Source organism: Cytobacillus oceanisediminis (assembly GCF_004366035.1).
Classification (GTDB): domain Bacteria; phylum Bacillota; class Bacilli; order Bacillales; family Cytobacillaceae; genus Cytobacillus; species Cytobacillus oceanisediminis_C.
On sequence record NZ_SOEE01000004.1, the window covers coordinates 173,942 to 194,341 of the forward strand.

Annotated in this window: 22 protein-coding genes and 1 other annotated feature; of the genes, 21 read left to right on the forward strand and 1 reads right to left on the reverse strand. The window is 40.9% G+C overall.

The window, feature by feature from the left end; genetic code table 11:
• Nucleotides 1–211: 211 nt before the first annotated feature.
• The 6 genes from DFO72_RS11695 to ftsZ all read left to right on the forward strand — a co-directional run bounded on the left by DFO72_RS11695 (nt 212) and on the right by ftsZ (nt 5,562).
• A complete protein-coding gene (locus DFO72_RS11695; protein WP_113881864.1) occupies nt 212–1,003 on the forward strand; it encodes a cell division protein FtsQ/DivIB in 792 nt (263 codons plus the stop codon).
• On the forward strand, nt 951–1,682 hold the full coding sequence (locus DFO72_RS11700; protein ID WP_113881865.1) for a DUF881 domain-containing protein: 732 nt from the start codon (nt 951–953) through the stop codon (nt 1,680–1,682). The genes DFO72_RS11695 and DFO72_RS11700 overlap by 53 nt, the downstream gene beginning before the upstream one ends.
• Nucleotides 1,683–1,757: 75 nt before the next feature.
• A complete protein-coding gene (locus tag DFO72_RS11705) occupies nt 1,758–2,489 on the forward strand; it encodes a DUF881 domain-containing protein (RefSeq protein WP_113881866.1) in 732 nt (243 codons plus the stop codon).
• Entirely contained in the window at nt 2,489–2,857 is a 369-nt protein-coding gene (locus tag DFO72_RS11710; RefSeq protein ID WP_113881867.1) for a small basic family protein, read from the forward strand. The genes DFO72_RS11705 and DFO72_RS11710 overlap by 1 nt, the downstream gene beginning before the upstream one ends.
• A gap of 123 nt (nt 2,858–2,980) precedes the next feature.
• Entirely contained in the window at nt 2,981–4,267 is a 1,287-nt protein-coding gene (gene ftsA, locus DFO72_RS11715) for a cell division protein FtsA (protein ID WP_113881868.1), read from the forward strand.
• Between the two features lie 149 nt (nt 4,268–4,416).
• Nucleotides 4,417–5,562 (forward strand): cell division protein FtsZ, encoded by a 1,146-nt coding sequence (ftsZ, locus tag DFO72_RS11720; RefSeq protein WP_113881869.1) that lies wholly within the window; start codon nt 4,417–4,419, stop codon nt 5,560–5,562.
• A 114-nt stretch (nt 5,563–5,676) separates the two neighbouring features.
• Here the strand turns inward: ftsZ and hmpA are convergent, their stop codons facing one another.
• A complete protein-coding gene (hmpA, locus tag DFO72_RS11725) occupies nt 5,677–6,906 on the reverse strand; it encodes an NO-inducible flavohemoprotein (protein WP_113881870.1) in 1,230 nt (409 codons plus the stop codon).
• Nucleotides 6,907–7,422: 516 nt separating this feature from the next.
• Here hmpA and spoIIGA point away from each other — a divergent pair.
• The 15 genes from spoIIGA (at nt 7,423) to pyrR (ending at nt 20,361) form a co-directional block, all read left to right on the forward strand.
• A complete protein-coding gene (gene spoIIGA, locus DFO72_RS11730) occupies nt 7,423–8,361 on the forward strand; it encodes a sigma-E processing peptidase SpoIIGA (protein ID WP_113881871.1) in 939 nt (312 codons plus the stop codon).
• 44 nt (nt 8,362–8,405) lie between these two features.
• Complete coding sequence (gene sigE / locus DFO72_RS11735) at nt 8,406–9,125, forward strand: RNA polymerase sporulation sigma factor SigE (protein WP_009330857.1); 720 nt, start codon at nt 8,406–8,408, stop codon at nt 9,123–9,125.
• Nucleotides 9,126–9,292: 167 nt separating this feature from the next.
• Entirely contained in the window at nt 9,293–10,072 is a 780-nt protein-coding gene (sigG, locus tag DFO72_RS11740) for an RNA polymerase sporulation sigma factor SigG (protein WP_113882144.1), read from the forward strand.
• A 94-nt stretch (nt 10,073–10,166) separates the two neighbouring features.
• Nucleotides 10,167–10,436, forward strand: coding sequence for a YlmC/YmxH family sporulation protein (locus DFO72_RS11745; RefSeq protein WP_113881872.1), 270 nt, complete (start codon nt 10,167–10,169; stop codon nt 10,434–10,436).
• A 69-nt stretch (nt 10,437–10,505) separates the two neighbouring features.
• Nucleotides 10,506–11,333: a peptidoglycan editing factor PgeF gene (pgeF, locus tag DFO72_RS11750; protein ID WP_113881873.1), complete on the forward strand. Its 828-nt coding sequence runs from the start codon at nt 10,506–10,508 to the stop codon at nt 11,331–11,333.
• The gene (locus DFO72_RS11755; RefSeq protein ID WP_113881874.1) at nt 11,334–12,020 is read left to right on the forward strand and encodes a YggS family pyridoxal phosphate-dependent enzyme; all 687 of its coding nucleotides are present in this window, start codon (nt 11,334–11,336) and stop codon (nt 12,018–12,020) included.
• 4 nt (nt 12,021–12,024) lie between these two features.
• A complete protein-coding gene (locus tag DFO72_RS11760) occupies nt 12,025–12,471 on the forward strand; it encodes a cell division protein SepF (RefSeq protein WP_048007904.1) in 447 nt (148 codons plus the stop codon).
• A gap of 6 nt (nt 12,472–12,477) precedes the next feature.
• Entirely contained in the window at nt 12,478–12,741 is a 264-nt protein-coding gene (locus tag DFO72_RS11765; RefSeq protein WP_009330847.1) for a YggT family protein, read from the forward strand.
• Nucleotides 12,742–12,804: 63 nt separating this feature from the next.
• On the forward strand, nt 12,805–13,578 hold the full coding sequence (locus DFO72_RS11770; protein WP_113881875.1) for an RNA-binding protein: 774 nt from the start codon (nt 12,805–12,807) through the stop codon (nt 13,576–13,578).
• 381 nt (nt 13,579–13,959) lie between these two features.
• Nucleotides 13,960–14,478: a DivIVA domain-containing protein gene (locus DFO72_RS11775; RefSeq protein ID WP_113881876.1), complete on the forward strand. Its 519-nt coding sequence runs from the start codon at nt 13,960–13,962 to the stop codon at nt 14,476–14,478.
• A 51-nt stretch (nt 14,479–14,529) separates the two neighbouring features.
• Nucleotides 14,530–14,795: a binding site (T-box leader), on the forward strand.
• Nucleotides 14,796–14,890: 95 nt separating this feature from the next.
• Nucleotides 14,891–17,662, forward strand: coding sequence for an isoleucine--tRNA ligase (ileS, locus tag DFO72_RS11780; protein ID WP_113881878.1), 2,772 nt, complete (start codon nt 14,891–14,893; stop codon nt 17,660–17,662).
• Between the two features lie 200 nt (nt 17,663–17,862).
• Nucleotides 17,863–18,150 (forward strand): hypothetical protein, encoded by a 288-nt coding sequence (locus tag DFO72_RS11785; RefSeq protein WP_113881879.1) that lies wholly within the window; start codon nt 17,863–17,865, stop codon nt 18,148–18,150.
• A gap of 79 nt (nt 18,151–18,229) precedes the next feature.
• A complete protein-coding gene (gene lspA, locus DFO72_RS11790; protein ID WP_009330836.1) occupies nt 18,230–18,727 on the forward strand; it encodes a signal peptidase II in 498 nt (165 codons plus the stop codon).
• The gene (locus tag DFO72_RS11795) at nt 18,699–19,610 is read left to right on the forward strand and encodes an RluA family pseudouridine synthase (protein WP_113881880.1); all 912 of its coding nucleotides are present in this window, start codon (nt 18,699–18,701) and stop codon (nt 19,608–19,610) included. Before lspA ends, DFO72_RS11795 begins: the two co-directional genes overlap by 29 nt.
• A 205-nt stretch (nt 19,611–19,815) precedes the next feature.
• Nucleotides 19,816–20,361 carry a bifunctional pyr operon transcriptional regulator/uracil phosphoribosyltransferase PyrR gene (pyrR, locus tag DFO72_RS11800; protein ID WP_113881881.1) on the forward strand — a complete coding sequence of 182 codons (546 nt, stop codon included), beginning with the start codon at nt 19,816–19,818 and terminating at the stop codon, nt 20,359–20,361.
• Nucleotides 20,362–20,400 lie beyond the last annotated feature (39 nt).

Consider the following 20,400-nt stretch of genomic DNA (forward strand, 5'->3'; position numbering starts at 1 on the left):
TGGTTCACATGCCGTTCTCTTCCCTAATTTAGTATTGCATAAATTGTGCTGGACAAGCTTCTTAATTGTTTTTTTTCATTGTCCTTGCGCTATTCTGAAAAAATAGGAAGGTATGCTCTAAACTTCTATAACTGTCTAGCTCCAGCGCCTGCTCCCTCGAGGTGACGGGGGTGGGCAAGGCGCTTGCGCTTTTCTTAATGGGGTGATAAAAGTGGAGAAAAGTAAGGTTGTCTCGCTTGAGGATCGAATACCGAAGCTTAAACAGCAAAGAAAGAAGAAAGCGAACAGAAGACTGATCTTTTTGCTGCTGCTTTTTTTCTCGCTGATTGTTTTAGTTATTTACTTTCAATCGCCCTTAAGCCATATTAAACAAATTAAGGTATCCGGCAATTCAATTTATGATAAAGAAGAAATTATTCAAATTAGCGGTGTTACTGAAAAAACAAATATTTGGAAGGTTGACGAAGAGGGCATTGAGGGTAAGCTTAAAGAGCTGCCTGAAATAAAATCTTCAACTGTTAAAGTTCAGCTGCCAAGCACAATTAATATACAGGTAGATGAACTGAAGCGGATGGCCTACATAGCGAAAGAGAAGCACTACCTTCCTGTTATGGAGAATGGGAGCATATTAAAGGATGAAAAAGTTGCAGAAATCCCTGTCAACGCTCCTATCCTCAATGACTTTTCTGAGGGCGACATCCTTAATATGATGATTGGGGAGCTTGAATCACTGCCTGAAGAGGTGTTAAATTCGATTTCCGAAATCCATCATTCACCCAAAAAGACAGATTCCAACCATATTACTTTGTATATGAATGATGGTTTTGAAGTCAGTGCTACTTTAAGAAGCTTTTCAGAAAAAATGGCACACTACCCTTCTATCATAAGCCAGCTGGATCCCGAGAATAAAGGAATCATCGACTTGGAAGTAGGCTCTTATTTTAAAGCTTATGAAACAGAGGGAGCTGAAGAAGTTGAAAAAGAAAATGAAGGTGAAGGGTAATCATGTAATATTCTCCCTGGTGTTTCTCGTACTGGGTTACATGATGGCATTTTCCTATCACCTTACACAGGGAGAAGAAGAAAAGCCTGCATTAAGCGGAAAACAGTGGGAAAGAGATTTGGAACTCCGTAATCAGCTTGTTGAACTGGAGGAAAAAAACAGAGCTCTTCAAAAAGAATTAAATACAAAACAGGAAAACGTACTTGATATTGAAAAGGAGCTTTCACAGGAAGCCCAGGTTTATTTTAATCTTGCCGAGGATGCTGAGAAGTACAGGATGCATCTTGGTAAAGTAAAAGTAAAGGGCCGAGGAGTGGAAGTAACTCTGGCAGATGGTGACTACGATCCGGATGAAGATAATATAAACAATTATATCGTTCATGAACACCATGTTTTTAAGGTTATAAATGAACTCTATATTTCCGGAGCTTCCGCAGTAGCTATAAATGGCCAAAGACTATCACACAGTTCCTATATTGTTTGCAATGGACCTGTTATAGAAGTTGACGGCTACCAGCATCCTGCTCCTTTTGTCATCACTGCCATAGGTGATGCCGAAGTGCTTTCATCCGCACTGAACCTGACAGGCGGAGTAAAAGACACATTGGTAGATGAGAACATCCAATTCACATTAGAGAATAAGGGTGAAATCATCATGGAACCATTACTGGGTTCTTAAAGCCAATCCAGCATTCGTAAGCAGTATTAATTTGTCCACAGTGTAATTTATTCGGGAAAGCAAGGTGGAATTAAAGTGGACAGCAAAAAGAAATTCAGCTTTACCTTTATAACAGTAGTAATTGGCTTTATGATTGCCATACAGTTTCAAACAGTGAAGGAACCGGCTGTCCGGGATACAAGGGATACCTGGCAGCTAAGAGCTGACATCCTTAAAGAAAAAGAGCTGCAATTAAAACTATTGCGAGAAATTAGTTCAAATGAAGAAAAAATTGCCCAATATGAAACAAAGCGCAAACAAAGCAAAGAGCAAGTGCTTCGTGAAACGCTGGAAGAATTAAAAAGGGAAGCCGGACTAAGTGAAGTGACGGGACCAGGCATAATCATAAGCATTGAACCGGTGCATGAGGAGCTTCTTCTGGGCAAGCAGGCTGATTCTGTTTCCCCGGATTTGCTCAAGCGGCTTGTCAATGAGTTAAATATGTATGACGCCCAGCACATTTCCATTGGAGGCAGAAGGATCATCAACACGACAGTCATAAGGGATATCAACAGGGAGACCATGATAGATGGATTTGCCTTAAATCACTTGCCTATTGAAGTGAAAGTTATAACTGAGAATGCCCAATCTGCCGAGAAGCTTTTTAATCGCATGCAAGTATCAAATTCTGCAGAAGAATTTTTCATTGACAATCTGAGGGTTAAGGTGGAAAAGTCTGCAGAGCCTATCACGATTCCTGCATATGATGAGGCATTAAGGATCAGATATATGGAGCCTGTGAAACCTGACGAAGGAGGCAAATCATAATGTGGCTTCCTGTTTTAGGATTGATCATAGGTGTGATACTTGGACTTATGACAGATATAAAAGTGCCGGATGAATATTCGAATTATCTTTCCATTGCTGTTCTTGCCGCGTTGGATACTCTATTCGGAGGGGTCAGGGCTCAGCTTCAAAATATTTATGATGAAAAAGTTTTCGTTTCCGGTTTCTTTTTTAACATCCTGCTGGCAGCAAGTTTAGCTTTTCTGGGTGTCCATCTTGGTGTAGACTTGTACTTAGCAGCAGTATTTGCTTTTGGGGTCAGGCTTTTCCAAAATATAGCGGTCATCAGAAGAATTTTAATCGCAAAATGGTCCCAAAACAGAGAAAAAACAGAAAAAAATGATATTTAAAAAAGGGAAAGTATTAGTTTTGACGAATAATTTTATAGATAAACTAACTTACTAAAACAAATAACAGCAAAAAAAGATTGTTGTTCAATAATCGGAATTGCAAAAAAAAGGAGGTGCCAGAGAATGAACAGCAATGAAATATATGTTAGTCTTGACATCGGTACATCCAGTGTAAAAGTAATCATTGGGGAAATGGTCAATGACTCTTTAAATATTATTGGTGTTGGCAATGTACAGTCAGAAGGGTTACGCAAGGGGTCCATTGTTGATATAGACGAAACCGTTCATTCTATTAAAAAGGCAATCGAACAGGCTGAGAGAATGATAGGAATGGAGATAAAAAATGTGATTGTAGGAATTACCGGCAATCATGTTATGCTTCAGCCATCCCATGGTGTTGTTGCAGTCTCGAGTGAGAATAGGGAAATTACAGACGAAGATGTTGCTAGAGTAATAGATGCGGCACAAGTTGTATCAATCCCGCCGGAAAGAGATATCATTGATGTCATTCCAAAACAGTTTATCGTTGACGGATTGGACGAAATCAGTGATCCCCGCGGAATGATTGGTGTGCGGCTGGAAATGGAAGGCACCATTATAACAGGATCGAAAACGATTTTACATAACACCCTGCGCTGTGTTGAACGCGCTGGCCTTGAAATCATGGATATTACACTTCAGCCTCTGGCAGCAGGTGCATTCGCTCTTTCAAAGGATGAGAAAAATCTGGGAGTTGCACTTGTTGATATTGGCGGCGGTTCCACAACCATTGCCATATTTGAAAATGGATCTTTAAAGGCAACCAGTGTTCTTCCTGTAGGGGGAGACCATATCACAAAAGACTTATCTATCGGACTCCGCACATCTACAGAAGATGCAGAAAAAATCAAAACAAAGTATGGCTATGCGTTCTATGACCATGCATCTGAGGATGAGGTATTCAGTGTTCCTATCATTGGAAGCGATCAGCATCAGCAATTTAATCAGCTGGAAATATCAGATATTATTGAAGCCCGGATGGAAGAGATTTTTGATTTTATCCAGCACGAAGTGAAACGTCTTGGAGCAAAAGATCTTCCAGGGGGCTATGTACTATCTGGAGGCGTAGCGAATACTCAGGGAGTTCTTGAACTGGCACAGGATGTTTTCCAAAATAGAGTGCGCATCGCAATCCCTGATTATATTGGCGTGAGGGAACCGCAGTATACGACTGCAGTTGGATTGATTAAGTTCGCATATAAGAATGCGAAAATACAGGGCAGAAAAATGGAACAGCCAGTGACTGTCCCTGAAGCAAAAGAAAAACGAGTGCAAAAACCGCAACCGCAACCGAAAACAAAGCCGGAAAAACAGCCGGAAGAAAAAATCACATCAAGAGTTAAAAAGTTCCTCGGATACTTTTTCGAATAACTTGATTTGATTCGCAAGGGTTAGGGAAACGGAATCAAAAGCCATACGGCGGATAGAAAAATGCACTGAAAAGCCATTTTGGGAGTGCGTATAAAAAGCGAATCAAAAAAGGTGTTCTTAGGAATATCGACGAATTAGGAGGATTAGTCATGTTGGAATTTGATACAAATTTGGATTCATTAGCAACTATAAAAGTCATCGGCGTTGGAGGCGGCGGTAACAATGCAGTAAACAGAATGATTGAGCATGGTGTTCAAGGCGTCGAGTTTATTGCTGTTAACACGGATGCTCAGGCGCTGAACTTATCAAAAGCAGAAGTGAAAATGCAAATCGGAGGCAAACTTACAAGGGGACTTGGAGCTGGTGCCAACCCCGAGGTAGGTAAAAAAGCAGCAGAAGAAAGTAAAGAGCAGGTAGAAGAAGCACTGAAAGGTGCTGATATGGTATTCGTCACAGCTGGCATGGGAGGTGGGACTGGAACAGGAGCGGCTCCAGTCATCGCCCAGATTGCACGTGATTTAGGAGCTCTGACTGTTGGTGTTGTTACCCGCCCATTCACTTTTGAAGGCCGCAAACGTTCCACTCAGGCAGCCGGCGGTATTGCTGCTATGAAGGAAGCGGTTGATACACTGATCGTCATTCCTAATGACAGGCTATTGGAAATTGTTGATAAAAGCACTCCAATGCTTGAAGCATTCCGCGAAGCGGATAATGTTTTGCGCCAGGGTGTTCAGGGTATTTCCGACTTGATTGCTGTTCCGGGATTAATTAACCTCGACTTTGCAGACGTGAAGACAATCATGTCCAATAAAGGTTCTGCACTAATGGGTATTGGTGTTGCAGCAGGGGAAAACCGTGCAGCAGAAGCGGCGAAAAAGGCGATTTCATCACCTTTGCTTGAAACATCAATTGATGGTGCACAAGGTGTCTTAATGAATATTACTGGCGGATCAAATCTAAGCCTGTATGAAGTACAGGAAGCTGCTGACATTGTTGCTTCAGCTTCAGATCAGGACGTGAATATGATCTTCGGTTCCGTAATTAATGAAAACCTTAAAGATGAGATTGTTGTAACGGTCATTGCAACTGGATTTAATGAAGAAGTGATCCAGCCTAAGCCTATGAGGCCAACATTCGGACAGCCTAAATCTTCCCCTGGCATGGGAACGTCTATGAAGCGTGAACCAAAGAGAGAAGAAGCTCCGCAAGAATCTGTAAGAAGCAGCCAATCTCAACAGCCGGAAGAAACGTTGGATATCCCTACGTTCCTCCGCAACCGTAACCGCAGAAGATAAAGTTTGATTGATAAAACCCCTGGAATCAACTTGATTCCAGGGGTTTTATCAATTGTTATGAAGGTTTTTACACAAATAAGCATGGCTCATATTCTGAGCCATGCTTAATTATATTTAAACCGTCTGAGATTCCTTAAGTTGCATAGAAGGGCCAAAGAATTCGTAGCGGATATTTTCCTTCAGAAAGCCTGCTTCAAGCAATGCCTCGTACATAGCCTGCATAAATTGAACGGGTCCGCACATATAGACCATACTTTCTTTATTCGGCACTATTGTGTTTAACCACTCTGAAGTAATATAACCTTCCTTGCTGAAGGTCTTTTCGGCCTTATCTTTTTCTGTTGGACTTTCATAGCAGAAATAGGTTTTTACCAATGGATTATTTTTTTCAATTTCGTGTACTTCCTCTGAAAATGCATGTACTTTTCCGTTGAGTGCAGCATGAACAAATATTGTTTCATGCTTTACTCCTGTTGCATCAAGATGACGCAGCATGCTATGCATTGGTGTAATGCCTACTCCGCCGCTAAGCAGAACGACAGGATTATCTATTCCATCCAGAACAAATTCTCCAGCAGGAGCACTTATTTCTAAATGATCGCCTTCTTTCAGGTCATTGTGAAGATAGCTGGAAACCTTTCCGTCCGGTTTTTCAGAATTACCTTCTTCTTTCTTAACAGAGATTCTGTAATATGACTTTTCCGGTGAGTCAGATAAGCTGTATTGGCGGATATGCGTATATTCTTCTCCTGGAATATTTAATTTCACACTAATATACTGGCCCGGAAGATAGCTGGAAATATTTCCTCCATCGTCAGGTGTAAAATAGAAGGAAGTAATTACATCACTTTCTTTCACCTTTTTTGCAACAGTGAATGTTCTGAAGTCATCCCAGCCTCCTGGCTGATCAGCGGCATCCTCATAAAGGCTCTTTTCTAATCCGATGAATGCATCCGCAATCACACCATAAGCTTTAACCCATGCATCAATAATATCTTCAGTAGCAGCCTCTTTCAGCACTTCCTTGATTGCAAGAATTAAGTGCTCTCCAACAATTGGATAATGTTCAGGCTTAATGCCTAAAGATCTGTGCTTATGAGCGATTTGTGTGACAACCGGGAGAATAGCTTCCAGGTTATCGATATATTTTGCAGCAGCATATACAGAATTTGCCAGTGCTTTTTGCTGTCGGCCCTGTTTCTGATTAGCATGATTAAAGATGTTCAGCAGTTCAGGGTGATTTGTAAACATTAACTTATAAAAGGTTTTCGTAATATCTTCGCCATGTTTTTCAAGTACAGGTACAGTGCTTTTAATAATTTCAATTGTTTTTGTGTCCAACATATCAGCAAAACTCCTTCTTATTATTTTCACTGTTATTATAGTTGATATTGAAAACAAAAAATGTGATATAAATCACACCAAGTGAAAAAGTGAAGGAGCAATAAATAGAAAAATAATGACAAAATCCGTTGGGAATAGGGAAAATTTCTATCTTTTTGCATACAGAAAGCGACACACTTTCTTTACTGAAATGCGCTATACTTTTTTCTAACAGAATCATAGCACATAAATATATGAGAGTATTTGACCGCTAAAGTCACTCTATCAGATGCTGATTCTGAAGAGGAAGCAAGAAGTATAATTTTAATCTTTGATAACTGTCAAGCTCCAGTGCCTACCCTTTCGAGGTCACAAGTCAATCCTCCCAGAAAGGCATAGAACGCCTTTCCGAGAGGCTCGTCTTGTGCTTGAGGGCCACAGGATGTGGGTCATGCAGACGTTGCCACAGGACGTGGCGTTCATAGTCTGCGTTTATTCGTGGGCAAGGCGCTTGCGCTTTTCTAAGGGGGAAGATAATTGACCGTCTATTTGGATATTATCTGGGCGCTAAATTTTATGTTTGACAGCCTTCTCCTTTATCTAACAGCCATCATACTAAAAAGAGAAATCAGGCTTTGGAGGATTTTTGCAGGCGGCTTAATAGGATCGATCATCATTTTATTAGTATTTACACCATTTAATGAATATTCAGGTCACCCGCTCACTAAATTATTATTCTCAGTTGCAATGGTATTGGCTGTTTTTGGCTTTAAGCGTTTGCGTTACTTTCTAAAAGGTCTCATGACTTTTTATTTTGCTACTTTTTTAGTTGGAGGCTCCTTAATAGGCATTCATTATTTTATTAATTTTGATTTTCAGCTTTCTTCATCCGTCATGCTCGCCAGTGTTAAGGGCTTTGGTGATCCAATCAGCTGGCTGTTTGTACTTCTTGGGTTTCCTCTTGCCTGGCATTTCTCTAAGAGAAACGTTGAAGGAATCGAGATGACAAAAATTCAGTATGACTCTTTAGTAATGGTGCGTGTTGTTATCAATGAAACAGAATTCCGTTTCAAAGGCCTAATAGACAGCGGCAACCAGTTATACGATCCCATTTCTAAAATGCCAGTGATGTTTATATCCGTTAAAGACAGGCTTGACGAGTTCCCGCCTGAAATTATTAAAATGGCAGGGAACCCGGAAGATATCATTATGGGCAGTGATTCAATTGGCGGGGATTGGGAGCATAAAATGAGGGTAATTCCATGTAAGGTTGTTGGACAAGAACACCAGTTGATTATAGGATTCAAGCCTGACCGCATTATCCTTGAAAAAGAGAATGAAATAATAGAAGCGGAGCGTGGATTAGTTTCCTTTTCCATGCAGCAGCTTTCTGCGGACGATGCGTTTCAGTGCATTGTTCACCCTAAGATGCTTACAGGTACAAGTACAATGAAGCAGGATGCAAAAGTAAGTTAATATACTATACTCTGCAAAAACATAATTTAGAAGGAGGACAAATCATGAAAAAGTTAAAACTTCGCTTATCCTACTATTGGTATAAATTATTGATTAAGCTGGGGATCAAAACAGATGAAGTATATTATATAGGCGGCAGCGAAGCACTACCTCCTCCACTTAGTAAGGAAGAAGAAGAAATGCTCCTGATCAAGCTTCCGAAGGGAGATAAAGCTGCAAGGTCCATTTTAATTGAAAGAAATCTGCGTCTTGTTGTGTATATCGCCAGAAAGTTTGAAAATACAGGCATCAATATAGAGGACTTAATCAGCATTGGAACCATTGGGCTTATTAAAGCTGTAAATACGTTTAATCCAGAGAAAAAAATCAAGCTGGCTACATATGCATCCCGCTGTATTGAGAATGAAATTCTAATGTATTTAAGAAGGAACAATAAAATCCGTTCTGAAGTATCCTTTGATGAACCCCTCAATATCGATTGGGATGGCAATGAACTGCTTCTTTCCGATGTGCTTGGCACTGAGGATGACATCATCACAAAAGATCTCGAAGCAAATGTTGATAAAAAGCTGCTGCTAAAGGCATTGCATCAGCTTTCGGATCGTGAAAAACAGATAATGGAACTTAGATTTGGCCTTGGATCGGGTGAAGAAAAAACTCAGAAGGATGTGGCAGATATGCTGGGTATTTCCCAGTCCTATATTTCACGTCTGGAAAAACGAATAATAAAAAGATTAAAAAAAGAATTTAATAAGATGGTTTAGAACTTTTAGCAGGAATATTTTTTTACAAAATTTTGCAAGGGAAAAACCTAGTGTTTATGATGCTTTGACCGTTTCCCCATCCGGCAGTCGGATTAGCCGGTGCATATTTTTCCTTTCCAAGGAGATACTGTTTTTTGTACAGCAGCTCCTGTGAGGAGGGAAATGGATTGACTCGAAATAAAGTAGAAATTTGCGGTGTTGATACTTCAAAGCTTCCAGTTTTAAAAAACGAAGAAATGAGAGAGCTCTTCAAGCAAATGCATAAGGGGGATATAACCGCACGGGAAAAACTCGTCAACGGCAATTTGCGTCTCGTATTAAGTGTGATTCAGCGTTTTAATAACAGAGGCGAATTTGTTGATGACCTTTTCCAGGTCGGCTGTATCGGTCTAATGAAATCTATTGATAATTTTGATCTAAGTCAAAACGTTAAGTTTTCCACCTATGCAGTTCCGATGATCATTGGGGAAATACGCAGGTACCTGCGTGATAATAACCCGATTCGCGTCTCGCGTTCATTAAGGGACATTGCTTATAAAGCTCTGCAGGTAAGAGAACGTTTAATGAGCAAAACATCCAGAGAGCCTACAGCGGAAGAAATAGCAAAAGAGCTGGATGTGCCTCATGAAGAAATCGTTTTTGCATTGGATGCAATTCAGGATCCTGTCTCTTTATTTGAACCCATTTATAATGATGGCGGAGATCCGATTTTTGTGATGGATCAACTGAGCGATGAACGGAACAAAGATATTCAATGGATCGAAGAGATAGCTCTAAAAGAGGGAATGAGAAGACTGAATGAGCGGGAAAAACTGATTCTTAGAAAACGCTTCTTCCAGGGCAAAACTCAAATGGAAGTGGCAGAGGAAATTGGCATTTCCCAGGCTCAAGTTTCACGGCTTGAAAAAGCGGCAATCAAACAAATGAATAAGAATATTCAAAGCTAGCAGCCAATTTGGCTGCTTTTTATATTTACCAAACATTTTTCCTATAGGGGCAAACATATATTGAATAAGAACATAAATTGGGAGTGAAATGTCGATGGTGAAAATATCTGAGTTTCAAATGAAGGATGTTGTAAATGTAGCTGACGGCAAAAAGCTTGGAAATATTGGGGATATAGATATTAATATAAATACAGGGAAAATTGAAGCCGTTATTATTGGGGGAGCGGGAAAGGTGTTGGGTTTTTTTGGGAGAGATGCTGATGTTGTCATACCGTGGAAAAATATTATAAAAATTGGTGAGGATGTCATACTGGTCCGCTATCAGGACGCGATTGAGCCAAAATATATTGAGGAGGAAGCATAAGAGTTGTTAATGGTGTCATCACTGCCTGCCTTGTGGTAAACTATAGAAAAATAAGATGGGGTTAATCGCATGGAACCATTTTCTTTAAAAACGGAAGAGTATTTTGTCATAAAACAGTGGGCGGATCGTTTTCCTAATATAACGGCCGGTTTTACAACTAAAAATGGCGACTGTAGCCGTAATGAATACAAAACGCTTAATGTAGGATTGCATGTGAACGACAGCAATGAAGCAGTCAGCCGAAATCGGCAGCATGTGGCTGACTTGCTTGGGTTTTCTCATGAAAAGTGGGTTGGTGCTGAACAAACTCATGAAATAAATATAAAAGAAGTTACCAGAAAAGATAAAGGGAAGGGTGCTCTTGTTTACGAGGATTCCTTTTCTGGTACTGACGGGTTTTTCACTTATTCTAAAGGTGTCATGCTGACTCTCTGTTATGCGGATTGTGTACCGCTTTACTTTTTGCATGAAAAGACAGGTGCCATAGGCATGGCCCATGCAGGCTGGAAAGGTACTGTCGGGGGGATTGGCAGGAAGATGGCCGAGCTATTTGCCAAAGAAGGCATTGACTTAAGTGAGGTCCAAACCGTGATTGGCCCTTCCATTTGCAGAAATTGTTATATAGTTGATGATCGTGTTATTTCAAAAGTGCAAAAAATACTAGAAGATGTCGATATAAAGCCATATAATCAAATTAGTGACAATCAATTCCAGCTTGATTTGAAAGAGCTTAACCGGACAATTCTGATAAATGCAGGAATTCCTCATGAAAATATCATGATTACTGATTATTGCACAAGCTGTCATGAATACTATTTTTTTTCCCACAGAAGAGATAGGGGAAAGACCGGCAGAATGATGAGCTTTATTGGCTGGAAGGAGGAAGTCGGAAGCTAAATGAGAGTAGAAGATAATTTAAAGCAAATTAAGTCAGCTATACAGGAAGCGTGCATTAAGGCCAACCGTAAGACAGAAGAAATTACCCTCATTGCTGTTACTAAGTACGTAACAGCGGAAAGGGCACAAGAAGCTCTTGAAGCAGGTATTGTTCATTTAGGTGAAAATAGGGATGAAGGACTGCTTGCCAAGTGGGATGTGTTAAAGGACAAGCCTACATGGCATTTTATTGGAACGCTGCAAACGCGCAAAGTGAAAAATATCATTGATAAAGTGGATTATATTCATTCACTGGACAGGCATTCCCTCGCGAAGGAAATCAACAAGCGGGCTGACCGAAAGATAAATTGTTTTGTTCAGGTTAATGTCTCAGGCGAAGAGTCGAAACAGGGAATAAATCCTGAAGAGGTAGCTGACTTTATTTCATGCCTGGCTGATTATAAAAATATCAATATCATCGGCCTTATGACAATGGCACCACTTTCAGCGGACGAGGAATTGCTTCGTTCCTGTTTCCGGAAGCTAAAGAATCTGCAATCAAAGGTAAAAGATCTGGGATTTGATTTTGCTCCTTGTACTGAGCTTTCAATGGGCATGTCTAATGATTTTTCCCTGGCAATTGAAGAAGGTGCCACAATGGTGAGGATTGGTACTGCTTTAGTAGGCCAAAAGAGTCAGGAGGATTGATAAAATGAGTATAAAATCAAAATTTAAAACATTTTTCTTCCTGGATGATGAATATGACTATAAGGAAGAGGAAATCATCGAAGAAGAAAGAGAGCCGGTGAAGCAGGTGCAAAAGCAGCAGCAGCCAGTTCAAAAACAGAACATCGTCAGCCTCCAAAGTGTGCAGAAGTCTTCTAAAGTAGTTCTTGTTGAACCGCGTGTTTATGCAGAAGCACAGGATATTGCGGATCAGTTGAAAAACAGAAGAGCTGTTGTTGTCAATCTGCAGAGAATAGAAAAAGATCAGGCGAAGCGGATTGTTGACTTCCTAAGCGGAACCGTTTATGCCATCGGCGGAGATATTCAAAAGATTGGAACTGATATTTTTCTATGTACCCCTGACAATGTTGAGGTTTCAGGAAATATCTCTCAGCTGATGAAAGAACAAGAATTAGAAAATACGAGGTGGTAGCATTTAATGGAATTAGTATTTGGGATATTGTCATCTGCAATTTATTATTACTCGTGGGCACTGATTATTTATATTTTGCTGTCCTGGTTCCCTAATGCCAGGGAATCCGCTTTTGGCCAGTTTCTTGCAAGGATTTGTGAACCGTACCTTGAGCCTTTCCGCAAAATCATTCCTCCGCTTGGAATGATTGATATCTCTCCTATTGTGGCTATCTTAGTTTTGCGATTTGCCACTGGAGGTTTGCAGCAGCTTTTTTATTGGATTTCATAATACTACAAACAGGGCTATCAAAATGGCCCTTTTTTATTTGTGTAAAAAGGAGGTTCCTTAAAGATGACCATTTATCAGCACTTCCGGCCGGAAGAAAAAGAATTTGTTGATCAGGTTCTTAACTGGAGAGACCTTGTGGAAAATACATATGCTCCGAAGCTTACTGATTTTCTTGATCCAAGGGAGCAGCAAATCCTTAACAGCGTCATAGGGCAGCATTCCGGAATTTTATTTGCTTTATTTGGCGGAACTCCAAATTCTGAGAGAAGGAGAGCCCTCATATTTCCGGATTACTATGACAGTGATGAGGGAGATTTTCAAATTCGGCTGTTTGAACTTGAATATCCAAAAAAGTTTGTCACCATAGAACACCCGCAAGTGCTGGGCAGTCTAATGTCTCTGGGGCTAAAAAGAGGAAAATTCGGTGATATCCTTTTTGAAGATGACAGAATCCAGTTTTTTGCAGCACAAGAAATTGAAGATTACATCAGCCTGCAGCTGCAGTCAATTGGCAGAGCTTCCGTGTCTCTGAAAAAAAAGCCATTTTCAGAGGCGATCCAATCAGCAGAAGTGTGGAAAGAAAGCTCCATCACCTCTTCATCCCTGAGATTGGACACAGTCATCTCAGCCATCTACAATATCTCCAGGCAAAAATCCCAGCTCTATATCCAGCAGGGACTAGTCAAAGTCAATTGGACGCAAATAGAAAACCCCTCATTTGAATGCCAGCAAAGCGACATCATTTCAGTCAGGGGACAAGGCCGTTCCAAAATAATAGAAATAGATGGGAAAACAAAGAAGGACAAATGGAGGATTATTACTGGGAGGCAAGGGTAATAGAAGGGGGGAATATTAAAAATACCCACTTATGGTTTTTATAGTTTTAAAATGTAATACATGTTTAAGACGCTGAGTTGACTGTAGCGGAGGCCACTTGACTCCTGCGGGAGGAGAGGGAGCGGGAGACCCCGCAGGCGAAGCCGAGGAGGCTCCCGTTCCTCCCCACGGAAAGCAAGTGCCCGAAGCGGAAGTAAACGGGCAATATAAATTACAAAAACAATTAATTACCTGTCAAAAGAAATAATTATAAACTTTGAAGGAATTTGAAACAACCTGTCGAATAAATAATCTAAAGACTACGGAGTCTGCTATAATTAAAATGAACCAGCAGGCTCAAACCAATTTACATAAGATCAACAGACCTGGGAGGTGGCAAACATGCCATTAACACCGTTAGATATTCATAACAAGGAATTCAGCAAAGGATTCCGCGGTTATGACGAAGATGAAGTAAACGAATTCCTGGACCAGATCATTAAGGACTACGAAATCCTGATCAGGGAAAAAAAAGAGCTTGAAGAAAAGCTCAATGATACGAACGAACGCATAGGCCACTTTACCACAATTGAAGAAACACTTAATAAATCTATTGTGGTTGCACAGGAAGCAGCAGAGGAAGTCAAGCGCAATGCCCATAAAGAAGCGAAGCTAATAGTTAAAGAAGCTGAAAAGAATGCTGACAGAATTGTGAACGAATCCCTATCTAAAGCGAGAAAAATCGCACTTGATATTGAAGATTTAAAGAAACAGTCCAAAGTATTCCGGACACGTTTCAAAATGCTTGTTGAAGCACAGCTTGATATGCTAAACAACGATGATTGGGATCATTTAATGGAATATAAGCTGGATTCCACTGAACTTAAGTCATTAAGAGAAGAAGAAGAATCACTGGCTTGACGAAAGCTGGAAATATCGCATATAATTTTAAAACAAAGTAAAATACGATGTTTATCAACAATGAGAGGGACAGTACAGTTTTTTTCAAAGCTTATGTACAGATTGGCATAGTCACTCTGTAAGCGAGCCGGGGATGGTGGAAGCCCGGGTATAAGCAAAAGCTGGAAAATCACCCTTGAGTTCCTTGCCGAACGTACATCTATCAGTAGGCCAAGGCGGTTCATTCACGTTAAGAATTCTTTGAGCGGATGAAATACAGGTCATATTTCATCTACAAGGGTGGTACCGCGGGAGAATATAACCTTCTCGTCCCTTTTTGGGATGAGAAGGTTTTTTTGTATTTCACTGTGGTTTTTATCAGCTCTCATTGGCTATCATGGTATTTAATGAGTTATAAACAGGAGGCAAAGGAATGGATTACAAAGATAGTTTATTAATGCCAAAAACCGAATTCCCAATGCGCGGCAATCTTCCAAAGCGCGAACCTGAAATTCAGGCAAAATGGGAAGAGATGAATATTTATGAAAAGGTCCAGGAACGGACCAAAGGCCGTCCAATGTTTGTTCTGCATGATGGTCCTCCTTATGCAAATGGCGACATCCACATCGGCCATGCGCTGAATAAAATCTTAAAGGATTTCATCGTACGCTCTAAGTCAATGACTGGCTATAATGCTCCATATGTTCCTGGGTGGGATACACATGGTTTGCCAATTGAGCAGGCGTTGACAAACAAAGGCGTAAAGCGTAAAGAAATGAGCGTTGCGGAATTCCGCAGGCTTTGTGAAGAGTATGCATATGAGCAGATTGACAGCCAGCGCGGTCAATTTAAGCGCTTAGGCGTCCGCGGTGACTGGGAGAATCCATACATCACTCTAAAACCTGAGTACGAAGCCCAGCAAATAAAAGTATTTGGGGAAATGGCGAAAAAAGGCTATATCTATAAAGGCAAAAAGCCTGTATATTGGTCACCATCATCTGAATCAGCTCTGGCTGAAGCTGAAATTGAATATAAAGATAAACGTTCACCGTCCATCTATGTTGCTTTTAAAGTAAAAGATGGCAGGAACGTATTGGATCAGGATACTCATATTGTTATCTGGACTACTACTCCATGGACTATTCCGGCAAACCTAGGAATTTCAATTCATCCGGACCTTACCTACAGCGTAGTTGAGGCAAACAGCAAAAAGTTTATGGTTGCTGAAGATTTACTGGCTTCAGTGGCTAAAGAGTTTGAATGGGAAAACTATAAAGTTGTCCAATCGGTAAAAGGGACCGACCTCGAAAATGTAGTTGCCGAGCATCCTCTTTATGGCCGTGATTCTCTTGTTATGCTGGGTGAGCATGTTACAACTGATGCTGGTACTGGGTGTGTACACACAGCTCCTGGCCATGGGGAAGACGATTTCCATGTAGGCATGAAGTACGGGTTAGATGTATTATGCCCGGTTGATGATAAAGGAAACATGACTAGTGAAGCTCCTGGCTTTGAAGGTTTATTCTATGATGCAGCCAATAAGCCGATTACTGAAAAACTTGAGGAAGCTGGGGCTTTATTAAAACTTACTTTTATTACTCACTCTTATCCGCATGACTGGAGAACGAAAAAGCCAGTTATTTTCCGTGCTACTGCCCAATGGTTTGCATCCATTAAAGATTTCCGCAATGAACTTTTGGAAGCTGTTAAGGAAACAAATTGGTATCCTGCATGGGGTGAGACAAGACTATTTAACATGGTCCGGGACCGCGGTGATTGGTGCATCTCCCGCCAGCGTGTATGGGGTGTGCCAATTCCTGTCTTTTATGCGGAAAATGGAGAAGAAATTATCACAGATGAAACCATTGAACATGTATCAAATCTTTTCCGCGAACATGGTTCGAACATCTGGTTCGAGAGAGAAGCGAAAGAACTGCTGCCTGAAGGATTTACACATCCAGGAAGCCCGAATGGCCAGTTTACAAAAGAAACGGATATCATGGACGTATGGTTCGATTCCGGTTCTTCCCATCAGGCAGTTCTTTTAGAGCGCGACGATTTACAGCGTCCTGCAGACTTATACCTTGAAGGCTCTGATCAATATCGAGGCTGGTTTAACTCTTCACTTTCAACTTCAGTAGCAGTAACAGGAAAAGCACCTTATAAAGGTGTTCTGAGCCATGGGTTTACACTTGATGGCGAAGGAAGAAAAATGAGTAAATCCATTGGAAACGTAGTTGTTCCAGCAAAAGTCATGAATCAGCTTGGTGCTGACATTCTGCGTTTATGGGTGGCGTCAGTTGATTATCAGGCAGATGTCCGGGTATCTGATGCTATTCTGAAGCAGGTTGCGGAAGTATATAGAAAGATCCGCAATACGTTCCGCTTCTTGCTTGGAAATCTGGATGATTTTAACCCGGCAACTGACTCGGTTTCATTTGAAAACCTGCGCGAAGTTGACCAGTTTATGCTTGTTAAGCTGAATAAACTGATCAAGAATGTTCGAGAGTCTTATGACCGCTATGAGTTTGCCAGCATCTACCATGCTGTTAATAATTTCTGTACATTGGACCTAAGTGCATTCTATCTTGATTTTGCAAAAGATGTCCTGTACATTGAAGCGAAAGATAATGCAGAACGCCGAGCTATCCAAACTGTTTTATATGAGAGCCTGATTGCTCTGACAAAACTTGTTGCACCTATCCTTTCCCATACTTCAGATGAAGTTTGGAGCTTTATTCCGAATGTGAAGGAAGTAAGTGTACAATTGACGGATATGCCAGAATATCAAGAGCTTCCAAACGCGAAACAGCTGGAAGTAAAGTGGACTGCATTCATGAAGCTTCGCAATGATGTTCTTAAAGCATTGGAAGAAGCGCGTAATGAAAAGGTGATCGGCAAATCTCTTACTGCTAAAATAACCCTTTATGTAAACGATCAAGCAAAGAGCCTACTGGATTCAATTCAGGAAAATCTTCAGCAAATCTTTATCGTTTCTGGATTTGAGATAGCAGGCAGCCTGTCAGATGCACCTGAAAATGCAGTGAAATTTGAAAATACTGCAATTGTGGTTTCCAAAGCTGAAGGCGAAACATGTGATCGCTGCTGGACAGTCACTCCAGAAGTCGGCCAGACAGAAGGCTATGACACTCTATGCCCTCGCTGTGCTGAGGTTGTAAAAAATAATTATAGCCACTTGGCTTAAATACCGGCAGTCCCTCAATTATTTGAGGGACTGTTTTTTGATAAATGAGGTTCTTTTTTAATTATAAGGGGACTTCGAAATCCATTTTATAAATAATTCCACCTTCACTAAATGTTGTGCCGTTTGCTAAAAGTTTGCCCGTGTCTGAAATCCGTTCCGAGAAGATAATAAAGTAAACATCATAGAACGGAGGAAACGGCATGGATGCAAAGGCAGAAAGGCTATATACAGAACTCCGTAATACAAGACAGGAAATATTGGAAAGACTGATGGAAGGCAATAGTTCTGCTTTAATAAAACCTATTTTATTGGAAGAACTGCATGATATCGAACAAACACTCAGCAAAATTGAATCTGGAAGCTTTGGCAAATGTGAAATTTCAGGTGAACTGCTTCCGGCAGATTTGCTGCAGATGATCCCTACCTTGAAAACAATGGAGGATTGCAGCAGGCTGGGCAGATTCTACAGAAAATCTATTTTCCACTGAGTTTAGGCGTGTGCTGTGTTTTTTATTCAGTTTGTGCTAAAATGCAAAGGTAATGATATGAGATATGGGGGTTGCCTTTGTGTTTTATTACATAATTGCATTGTTCGTGATAGCACTTGATCAGTTTACGAAATGGCTGATTGTTAAGAACTTTGAATTAGGGGAAAGTGTTAAAGTTATTGAGGACTTTCTTTATATTACATCTCACCGCAACCGTGGCGCTGCCTGGGGCATCCTGCAGGGGCAAATGTGGTTTTTCTACGTAATAACCGTTATTGTCATAATTGGTATCATTTATTACATTCAAAAAGCAGCCAAAGGCAAATTGCTTCTTGGAGTCTCTTTGGGCCTGATGCTGGGCGGAGCGATTGGAAACTTTATTGACAGGGTATTTCGAAAAGAAGTGGTGGATTTCGTAAACACTTATATTTTTGGCTATGACTTTCCTGTTTTCAATATTGCTGACTCGGCGCTGGTCATTGGTGTAGGGCTATTGATGATTCAGATGCTGCTTGAAGAGAGAGAAGCAAAGAAAAAGGAGAAATCTTATGGAGAAAATGGAACACATCATTCCTGATGAACAGGCAGGAGAACGAATAGATAAAGTGTTATCCACATTGAATGCAGATTGGTCAAGAACGCAGGTTCAGCAATGGATCAAAGATGGCAATGTCCTTGTAAATGGGCAGAAGCCGAAAACCAATTACAAATGTACGGCAAATGATAAAATTGAAATATCTATTCCTGAACCTGAAGAATTAGATGTCGTGCCGGAAAAAATGGATCTGAATATTTATTATGAAGATAAAGATGTCCTGGTGGTGAACAAACCAAAAGGAATGGTAGTTCATCCGGCAGCCGGCCATGGCACTGGCACCCTTGTAAATGGACTTATGGCACATTGCACAGATCTTTCAGGAATTAATGGGGTCATGAGGCCAGGAATCGTTCATAGAATCGATAAAGATACATCGGGACTTCTTATGGTTGCTAAGAATGATATGGCACATGAAAGTCTTGTGAATCAGCTGATGAATAAAACCGTTACACGTAAGTACCGTGCCATTGTCCATGGAGTTATTCCTCACGACTATGGAACGATTGATGCGCCAATTGCCCGCGATCCCAAAGACCGTCAAAGCATGACTGTTGTTGACAATGGAAAACATGCGGTTACGCATTTTCAGGTCCTTGAGCGTTTCAGGGATTTTACACTGGTGGAATGCCAGCTGGAAACGGGAAGAACCCATCAAATCCGTGTTCACATGAAATACATTGGCTACCCTCTGGCAGGAGATCCTAAATATGGTCCAAGAAAAACTCTTGATCTTGGAGGCCAAGCACTGCATGCAGGGATCCTTGGATTTGATCATCCAAGAACAGGCGAGTACCTGGAATTTGAAGCACCTATGCCTGCCTATTTCAAGGAGCTATTAGATAAACTGGCAAATAATCGTTGACAATTGTCCAATTGTGCTATAAGATGACAATAGTTGAATAAGTCCTTTAAAACAGTCCCGTGAGGCTGGGAAGGAAACGGATTGAATAAGGAGAATTGTATCCTTATTCTGCAGAAACAGAAACGTTTACCCTCTCGCCAGATCGGTGAGAGGTTTTTTGTATATAACATTAACCGAAGAGAATCAGATAATAGAGGTGATCAGAATGCCGCAGCAAAAAGCAATTGTTTTGGATGACCAGGCAATCAGGAGAGCGCTGACAAGGATTGCTCATGAAATCATAGAGAAAAATAAAGGGATTGAAAATTGCATCCTGATTGGAATCCGGACCAGGGGGATTTACCTGGCGAATCGCCTGGCTGAGCGGATCGAACAAATAGAAGGTGCCAAAATTGATGTAGGCGAACTTGATATCACTCTCTATCGAGATGATCTTACGAAAAAGACTGAAAATCAGGAGCCGCTTGTCAAAGGCTCAGACGTCCCAAAAGATATAAATGATCAGAAAGTGATCCTGGTCGATGATGTTCTTTATACAGGAAGAACGGTCAGAGCTGCCCTTGATGCGCTGATTGACATCGGAAGGCCATCCCAGATTCAGCTGGCAGTCCTTGTGGACCGGGGCCATAGAGAGCTTCCGATAAGAGCTGATTATGTAGGCAAAAACATTCCAACCTCAAGTTCGGAGAAAATTGTTGTCGAGCTGAAGGAAGTGGATGAAAACGATCAAGTAAGCATTTTTGAAAATTAAATAGCCCTTTTAAATTCAGTCCAGAGAGGCTGGCAAAGG

Bases quoted from the DNA above. Each gene is read 5' to 3' on its own strand.
- pgeF (WP_113881873.1), top strand. From the start codon at position 10,506: ATGGAACCATTTTCTTTAAAAACGGAAGAGTATTTTGTCATAAAACAG.
- DFO72_RS11770 (WP_113881875.1), top strand. From the start codon at position 12,805: ATGACCATTTATCAGCACTTCCGGCCGGAAGAAAAAGAATTTGTTGAT.
- DFO72_RS11710 (WP_113881867.1), top strand. From the start codon at position 2,489: ATGTGGCTTCCTGTTTTAGGATTGATCATAGGTGTGATACTTGGACTT.
- hmpA (WP_113881870.1), bottom strand. From the start codon at position 6,906: ATGTTGGACACAAAAACAATTGAAATTATTAAAAGCACTGTACCTGTA.
- pyrR (WP_113881881.1), top strand. From the start codon at position 19,816: ATGCCGCAGCAAAAAGCAATTGTTTTGGATGACCAGGCAATCAGGAGA.
- DFO72_RS11775 (WP_113881876.1), top strand. From the start codon at position 13,960: ATGCCATTAACACCGTTAGATATTCATAACAAGGAATTCAGCAAAGGA.
- DFO72_RS11765 (WP_009330847.1), top strand. From the start codon at position 12,478: ATGGAATTAGTATTTGGGATATTGTCATCTGCAATTTATTATTACTCG.
- ftsZ (WP_113881869.1), top strand. From the start codon at position 4,417: ATGTTGGAATTTGATACAAATTTGGATTCATTAGCAACTATAAAAGTC.
- DFO72_RS11755 (WP_113881874.1), top strand. From the start codon at position 11,334: ATGAGAGTAGAAGATAATTTAAAGCAAATTAAGTCAGCTATACAGGAA.
- DFO72_RS11745 (WP_113881872.1), top strand. From the start codon at position 10,167: ATGGTGAAAATATCTGAGTTTCAAATGAAGGATGTTGTAAATGTAGCT.
- DFO72_RS11785 (WP_113881879.1), top strand. From the start codon at position 17,863: ATGGATGCAAAGGCAGAAAGGCTATATACAGAACTCCGTAATACAAGA.
- DFO72_RS11795 (WP_113881880.1), top strand. From the start codon at position 18,699: ATGGAGAAAATGGAACACATCATTCCTGATGAACAGGCAGGAGAACGA.
- sigE (WP_009330857.1), top strand. From the start codon at position 8,406: ATGAAAAAGTTAAAACTTCGCTTATCCTACTATTGGTATAAATTATTG.
- ftsA (WP_113881868.1), top strand. From the start codon at position 2,981: ATGAACAGCAATGAAATATATGTTAGTCTTGACATCGGTACATCCAGT.
- ileS (WP_113881878.1), top strand. From the start codon at position 14,891: ATGGATTACAAAGATAGTTTATTAATGCCAAAAACCGAATTCCCAATG.
- DFO72_RS11700 (WP_113881865.1), top strand. From the start codon at position 951: ATGAAACAGAGGGAGCTGAAGAAGTTGAAAAAGAAAATGAAGGTGAAG.
- DFO72_RS11760 (WP_048007904.1), top strand. From the start codon at position 12,025: ATGAGTATAAAATCAAAATTTAAAACATTTTTCTTCCTGGATGATGAA.